Below are 7575 nucleotides of genomic sequence, written 5' to 3'. Positions count from 1 at the left end.
TCATTAGTGTCCCTTTAAAATCGGGACCAGTTAAATATTAATCAAATAACCCCAGAAAGAGGGGACAATCGAGTTCTTTGACATTATTGAAATCAGTCCTTTCGAAGAGATCTACGAGTGGTATCTTATCCATAAGCGAAATACTTAGAATCTGAAGAACCTCATAAGTCAATCGCTTAAGTTGAAAATCATGTTGTACGATAGCAACAAGGCAATAGGCTATGATTGCCGATGAAATTTGGATTCNCACAGCATTCTCTGTTGTACCCNAAAACTTCTTGATCTTGAGGTGCTGCTTTAGCCATTTGAAGAACAGCTNTATCTGCCATCTATTCTTGTAAAGATTGGCGATTTCAGGTGCTGTAAGATGAAAGGCATTGGTTAGGAAAGCAAACTCCCTGTCTTGTTCTTCATCATAGAATTTGACGAGTCTGAGTTTCTCTGGATACTTTCGGTATGAATTGTATTCAGTGAATTCAATCACAGCATCTGTCAATATATTCTTTGGCAACCTGCGCCTCCATCTANAGCATTTGTATTGCAGATTCNTCTTGGCTCGCACAANAAAGAACGATTNATGCTGATGTATNTTGAAAAGTTCCTTGAATGCATTATATCCACGGTCGAATACATAGTAAGAACCTGATTCNAANGNATTTCCTTCATGGAATTTGAGTCGTAAACGGATGCTGTAGAGATATGGAAGAAAGCAGGAACCTGAGATTCGAGGNCATATAACACATGTGCTTTTATCCCTCCCTTCTTCTTACGGAACTTTGCCCACCAGAANACTGANAAACACAAAGGAATTGTCGTTGAGTCGAAGGCATACACATTGCCTTTCAACTTGAAGATATCCGTTACCCGTTTCTTTCTGGCTTGCTCCATCATATAGAAAGCAAAGTNTTCAAAGATACGGTAGTCACGATTCTGATTGGCTGANGCAANTGTCGTTTTCGCAATAGGCTTACGCCCTAATCCAAGATGGTATTGCTTTGCTCTATGTGCTTCAAAAGCAACAATCAAATCTCGCAAACTCTCTCGATTACTCAGTTGACCAAACATCATAGCAAGCAACTGATTCCAACAAGTGAAATGCTTCACATAGCGGTTTCCANCATACTTGCGAACATAGTTGTTAAACTGAGTTCTGTTCAAAAAAGCGGTGAGCTGGGCAAAAACGTATTTGTCTTGNAACATAACAGTCATTTAAATTTGACTGCAAAGTTACGAAATCAAGTCCGTTTCATTTCAAAACACCACCTAATAGACTGTATTTCAATTAATTCAAAGAGCGATTAGCCCACCTTAACGGGACATTAGTGGTCTAATTTAGTTTTTGTGTTGGTGGGGAGTTACCGATTGGTAGCTCCCACTTTTTATTTTTTAGTTTTGCTGTCTCTAAAACAGACAGAAGTGTTAAAATTGTTCTAAGATAGCAATGCGTTTTTTGGTATCTGGATGAGTCGCAAAAAGAGAATTCATAAATCCCATAATTCCACTAACCATTTGGTCTGGATGGACGATAAACAACTGAGCCACATCTTCTTGCTTTACTTGATCAAGACCGGGATCAGAAGATATCTTCCTCAACGCATTTGCTAAAGCTAAAGGGTTGCCACATAGTTCAGCACCCCCTGCATCAGCCATGTATTCGCGTTTTCGAGAGATAGCAAAACGAGTAATCAAAGTAAAAAAATAAGCAATGGCGCAACAGATTACGCCAACAAATAAGATGGTCAAGATAAATAATCCTGTCCCCCGTTCATCTTTGCTACGCCTTACAGAACCACCAAACCACATGGTTTGATACATCATACGCACCACCAACGACATGACTGTAGATATGATGCCCACAAAAATAATACTAACTACCAAAAGACGGGTATCTTTGTTGCGGATGTGAGTAAGCTCGTGAGCAACCACTCCTTTCAACTCTTCATCGTTAAGGCGATTAATGATTCCAGTTGTCAATGTCACTGTATAACTTTTATCATTTATTCCGCTTGCAAAAGCATTCAGTTGCGAGTCGTCAACAACATGTATCTGCGGCATTGACATGCCAGAAGTCATACAAAGATTCTCTACAATATTATAGACACGTGGGTTCTCTCTTCGTTCTAAAGGGCGAGCACCAGTGGCACGTTGAATCATGGCAACATTTGTAAAGTAGGCAATGGCAAACCATATACCTACTCCCAAAACTACCCATGGTATCGTTGTCATAAAGTAATAATTTACGGATGCAACGTCAAGCGCATAAACCACTTCGCCGTACTCATTATAATATCCGTTTCCAAAGTAGTTAAGCAATGCCAAAAATACCCATATCATGCCCAAAATAATGATAGGGAACATAAGCAATAATAATACACTCATTGCATTATTACGCCGGATTTGGGTTTGAAGGCCTACGTACTTCACTCTTAGAAATTAATTTGTGGTGCCTGATCCATTTCTGTACGTTGAGTTGGAGCTATCTCATACATGGGTTCTTTTTTGAAACCAAACATATTGGCAAAGATATTCGAGGGGAATGTTTGCACCGCATTATTCAACTCTCGCGTTGCGGTATTAAAGTAACGACGTACTGCCGACAATTTATTCTCAATATCGGAAATCTCATTTTGCAGTTGCAAAAAGTTTTGATTAGCTTTCAATTCTGGATACGCCTCTAAAGAGATGTGAAGACCTGACAACGCTTGCGTGAGCATATTATCTGCTTGCATCTTCTCATTTATCGTTGTTGCATTGACACCCATCGTACGCGCTTCTGTAACTCTTTGTAGTACTTCTTTTTCATGAGTAGCATAACCTTTTACTGTAGATACAAGCTGTGGTATAAGATCTGCACGTTGCTTGAGCTGCACGTCAATATTAGCAAACGCATTTTCACGATTATTACGAAGACGCACAAGATTATTATAAATTCCCGCACAGAATAAAACAAGCAGAATCAATACTGCTATGATAATTCCAACAACCATAATTCGATTATATTTAATGATTTATATATGTCTACAAATATAACTAAAAGAAGCGATAAAATAAGAATATTAAGAAATATTAGGATAAAAAAAGTCCGATTGTCTTATCTGATTCGATGATGACAATCGGACTTGTACTCGTTTAATCGCTTAATATCCTCATTACTTTTCGGAAGTACTGGTGCGTTGCACGAATGCTGTAATTTGGACCTCCATTCCATGAACGTACTGCTTGCTCAATGTTATTCGAAGGATTGTGAGCAGACTGAATCAAAAGAAACATTTCCTTAGATTTCGAAATACTCCAACGGTCTGAAAGTTTATAACGCTTCTTACTTCTACGTTGTTTCAGAATGTTGTTACACTCTTTAACGAGGATTGGGGTAATCTGCAATACACCAACAGAATTCCCACTTTTAGCATTTGCTTTTCCTCTACTCTCTACATGAATAATCGCGTCCATCACTGGACCCCAATTAAAACTGCTACTTGTTCTTATATTCCCCTTCTGTCCTGCAAATGCAAAAACTGGAAAAAACAATAAAATAGTCAAAGCAACAAGAGCAATCTTTCTTATTCTCTCCATCATTGTTAATTTATGGAACCTGGACAATGAAATGCTAACTAATTTGTCAACAATGCCCGCGATGATAGAATAATGAGAATGAGTTTTCTATACATCTCAGCTCCGTTAGATACTTAGTAGATAGTTCAAAATAAAAAATAAAAACTATCTCTATTTTTATCGTTTGCAAAGGTACGCAAAAAATATAAAAGAGACAAATAATTTACCCTTTTTAATGCTTATTGAAGAATTGTAATACATTGATTATACGCAAGTTAAAGAAAAATTAATGTAATCTAATTACAACCTATTGCATACATCTATATTTGAGAATTTTCTTACTAATTCATGTAATCAACAAAACATTTTTCTGGTTTGTTTGTAAGCATCCACACCGTGCATCCTTTCCAACTATCATGTCGCGCCACCCTATACTCTGCAGCCTATAAACACAAAAAAGCCTCCAGCATCGGTTGAGACACTGGAGGCGTAAAGTAAAAAAGGCAGCTACCTACTCTCCCACATTGCATTGTAGTACCATCGGCGCAAGCAGGCTTAACTTCTCTGTTCGGAATGGGAAGAGGTGGAACCCTGCCGCTATAACCACCTNATAAAGGGGTTGACAAATCTTCACAAGCAAAACAGNAATAAAATAAAATGTANCTTTTTGTTGACGTGTCTATTTTCATAGCACTACAACACACGATACAACTGAAAGAATGGCTCACAAAAGAAAGTCTTGGGCAATTAGTAGTGCTCGGCTTTGCCATCGCTGGCTTTACACCTGCACCCTATCAACGTCGTCGTCTACAACGACCCTTATATGGAGTTCTCATCTTGCGGATGGCTTCGCACTTAGATGCTTTCAGCGCTTATCCTAACCAGACTTAGATACCCAGCGGTGCGCCTGGCGGCACAACTGGTAAACCAGAGGTCTGTCCATCACGGTCCTCTCGTACTAGTGACGGCACCACGCAAAACTCCTGCGCCCACGATAGATAGAGACCGAACTGTCTCACGACGTTCTGAACCCAGCTCGCGTGCCACTTTAATGGGCGAACAGCCCAACCCTTGGGACCTTCTCCAGCCCCAGGATGTGACGAGCCGACATCGAGGTGCCAAACCACCCCGTCGATATGAGCTCTTGGGGGGGATCAGCCTGTTATCCCCGGAGTACCTTTTATCCTTTGAGCGATGCAGTTTCCATACACATGCACCGGATCACTATGCCCCAGTTTCCTGCCTGCTCGGCATGTCTGCCTCCCAGTCAAGCGCCCTTATGCCATTGCACTCTAANAGGTCGGTTACCAATCGACCTGAGGGCACCTTTGGAAGCCTCCGTTACGCTTTTGGAGGCGACCACCCCAGTCAAACTACCCACCAAGCAGTGTCCGCACNTTNAGCGCGTTAGACCTCAGACAGCCAAAGGGCCGTATTTCAACGATGGCTCCAAAAGCGCTGGCGCGCCTCCTTCTAAGCCTCCGGCCTATCCTACACATCGGATGACCAAGGTCAATGCTAAGCTATAGTAAAGGTTCACGGGGTCTTTTCGTCCCATCGCGGGTAATCGGCATCTTCACCGATACTACAATTTCACTGAGATCATGATTGAGACAGTGTCCAGATCATTACACCATTCGTGCAGGTCGGAACTTACCCGACAAGGAATTTCGCTACCTTAGGACCGTTATAGTTACGGCCGCCGTTTACTGGGGCTTCAATTCAAAGCNTCTACTTGCGTATAACCTCTCCTCTTAACCTTCCAGCACCGGGCAGGTGTCAGACTGTATACTTCATCTTTCGAGTTAGCACAGCCCTGTGTTTTTGGTAAACAGTTGCCTGGACCTATTCTCTGCGCCTCGTAANTAAACGAGGACCCCTTTTCCCGAAGTTACGGGGTTAATTTGCCTAGTTCCTTAACCATGAATCTCTCAACGCCTGAGTATATTCAACCCGACTACGTGTGTCCGTTTGCGGTACGGGTGCTGCATGACTGAAGCTTAGCGGATTTTCTTGGAAGCAGGATTACCCACACTATTGGCTTTCCCCGAAGGGAATGCCATACTTTCAAAAGTCAGCTCTCATGGCGGATTTGCCTACCATGATCAANGCCTAATTTCTTCAACGAGCTATTCCGTCAGCTCGNGGTGGTGTCACTTCTCCGTCTCCACAATCGCATCATGCAGCAGTCACGGAATATTAACCGTGTCTGCCATCGCCCTCGCCTGTCGGCTGAGACTTAGGACCCGACTAACCCCGGGATGATTGGCATTGCCCGGGAAACCTTAGTCTTGCGGCGGAAGGGAATCTTACCCTTCTTATCGTTACTTATACCTACATTTGCTTTTCTATACACTCCAGGAAAAGTTACCTTNACCATTCAACGTATATAGAATGCTCCCCTACCGATACTTTTATNATTACTATCCCGCGCCTTCGGTATCTGTCTTATACCCGATTATTATCCATGCCCAGACCCTCGACTAGTGAGCTGTTACGCACTCTTTGAATGAATGGCTGCTTCCAAGCCAACATCCTAGCTGTCACGGGGACCGGACTTCGTTAGACTAACTTAGACAGAATTCAGGGACCTTAGACGGCGGTCTGGATTCTTCTCCTCTCGGGGACGGACCTTAGCACCCGCCCCCTTACTGCACTACTGCNATACATAAGCATTCGGAGTTCGTCAGGTCGCGATAGGCGGTGAAGCCCTCTTGACCTATCGGTCGCTCTACCTCTTATGTAAATCATAGCACGCGGCACCTAAATGCCTTTCGGGGAGTACGAGCTATCTCCAAGTTTGATTGGCCTTTCACTCCTACACACACCTCATCCAGAAGCTTTTCAACGCTTATTGGTGCGGTCCTCCATCTCGTGTTACCGAGACTTCAACCTGGACATGTGTAGATCACTTGGTTTCGCGTCTACCTCCACCGACTAAAACGCACAAAGTGCGCTTTGTCTCCACAAAGGGAGACAACCTCGCCCTNTTCAGGCTCGCTTTCACTACGGTTGACGGATATCAATATCCTTAACCTTGCCGGTGACGGTAACTCGTAGGTTCATTATGCAAAAGGCACGCCGTCACTGCATAAAGCAGCTCCGACCGCTTGTAGGCGTATGGTTTCAGGATCTATTGCACTCCTCTCATCGAGGTTCTTTTCACCTTTCCCTCACGGTACTGGTTCACTATCGGTCTCATGGGAGTATTTAGCCTTACCGGATGGGCCCGGCTGATTCGCGCAGAATTTCTCGTGCTCCGCGTTACTCAGGATNACACTATGTCTTCTCTTGCTTCATATAAGGGGCTTTCACCCGCTATGGCTGAACGTTCCAGTTCATTCTATTCACAATCAAANTACAATATTATGGTCCTACTACCCCACGATTGCATTGCTACAACCGTGGTTTGGGCTTNTCCCCGTTCGCTCGCCACTACTAAGGGAATCATTTAATTATTTTCTTCTCCTAGAGGTACTAAGATGTTTCAGTTCCCTCCGTTTGCCTTACTGATTACAGTAATAACTATCTGATGATAGTTGGGTTGTCCCATTCGGAAATCCTTGGATCAAAGGTTATTTGCACCTACCCAAGGCTTAACGCAGCTTATCACGTCCTTCATCGCCTCCATGAGCCTAGGCATCCGCCATACGCCCTTATTTACTTTCTTTCGCCACNATCATACGTCTTNACACNGATGTAAACATCNATGNAAAAATCGTATGANTGGTTGCTCATACTTTCAGCTGTATTGTTTGATTGATAGGCATCTTANATCAATAAAATGCNTTATCAAGGTTCATTTGAACTTTTATTTTACTCTACAGTTTTGCTTGTGTCAATATGTCAAAGATCGTTTGCCTTGNAATTCATAATTNTTAATTCATAATTCATACTTTNGTCGGTATGAAATGANTTTACNTGNTTANGAATTTAAGACTGAAGTGGAGAATAACGGATTCGAACCGTTGACCCCCTGCTTGCAAAGCAGGTGCTCTAGCCAGCTGAGCTAATCCCCCAGGT

Annotated in this window: 3 protein-coding genes, 1 tRNA gene, 2 rRNA genes and 1 pseudogene; all 7 read right to left on the bottom strand. The window is 42.7% G+C overall.

Translation table 11 applies throughout. The annotated features are described in order from the left end of the window. Positions 1-37: 37 nt before the first annotated feature. Positions 38-1200: pseudogene (locus tag HMPREF9304_RS06990) on the bottom strand (IS4 family transposase). Between the two features lie 219 nt (positions 1201-1419). Then, positions 1420-2424: a M48 family metallopeptidase gene (locus tag HMPREF9304_RS06985; RefSeq protein WP_036927743.1), complete on the bottom strand. Its 1005-nt coding sequence runs from the start codon at positions 2422-2424 to the stop codon at positions 1420-1422. 2 nt (positions 2425-2426) lie between these two features. Continuing rightward, entirely contained in the window at positions 2427-2987 is a 561-nt protein-coding gene (locus tag HMPREF9304_RS06980; protein WP_036927740.1) for a LemA family protein, read from the bottom strand. Between the two features lie 142 nt (positions 2988-3129). Further along, positions 3130-3573, bottom strand: a complete 444-nt coding sequence (locus tag HMPREF9304_RS06975; RefSeq protein ID WP_036927746.1) for a lysozyme family protein — start codon at positions 3571-3573, stop codon at positions 3130-3132. Positions 3574-4050: 477 nt separating this feature from the next. After that, positions 4051-4163, bottom strand: a 5S ribosomal RNA gene (gene rrf / locus HMPREF9304_RS06970). A gap of 117 nt (positions 4164-4280) precedes the next feature. Beyond that, positions 4281-7222, bottom strand: a 23S ribosomal RNA gene (locus HMPREF9304_RS06965). 275 nt (positions 7223-7497) lie between these two features. Continuing rightward, positions 7498-7571 (bottom strand) — tRNA-Ala (locus HMPREF9304_RS06960). Between the last annotated feature and the right edge of the window lie 4 nt (positions 7572-7575).

Source organism: Hoylesella timonensis S9-PR14, from assembly GCF_000762405.1.
GTDB classification, from domain to species: Bacteria; Bacteroidota; Bacteroidia; order Bacteroidales; family Bacteroidaceae; genus Prevotella; species Prevotella timonensis_A.
This window is presented reverse-complemented; position numbering and strand designations above follow the sequence as displayed.

Coding starts and splice junctions, on each gene's coding strand:
- HMPREF9304_RS06980 (WP_036927740.1), bottom strand. CDS start 2,987: ATGGTTGTTGGAATTATCATAGCAGTATTGATTCTGCTTGTTTTATTC.
- HMPREF9304_RS06975 (WP_036927746.1), bottom strand. CDS start 3,573: ATGGAGAGAATAAGAAAGATTGCTCTTGTTGCTTTGACTATTTTATTG.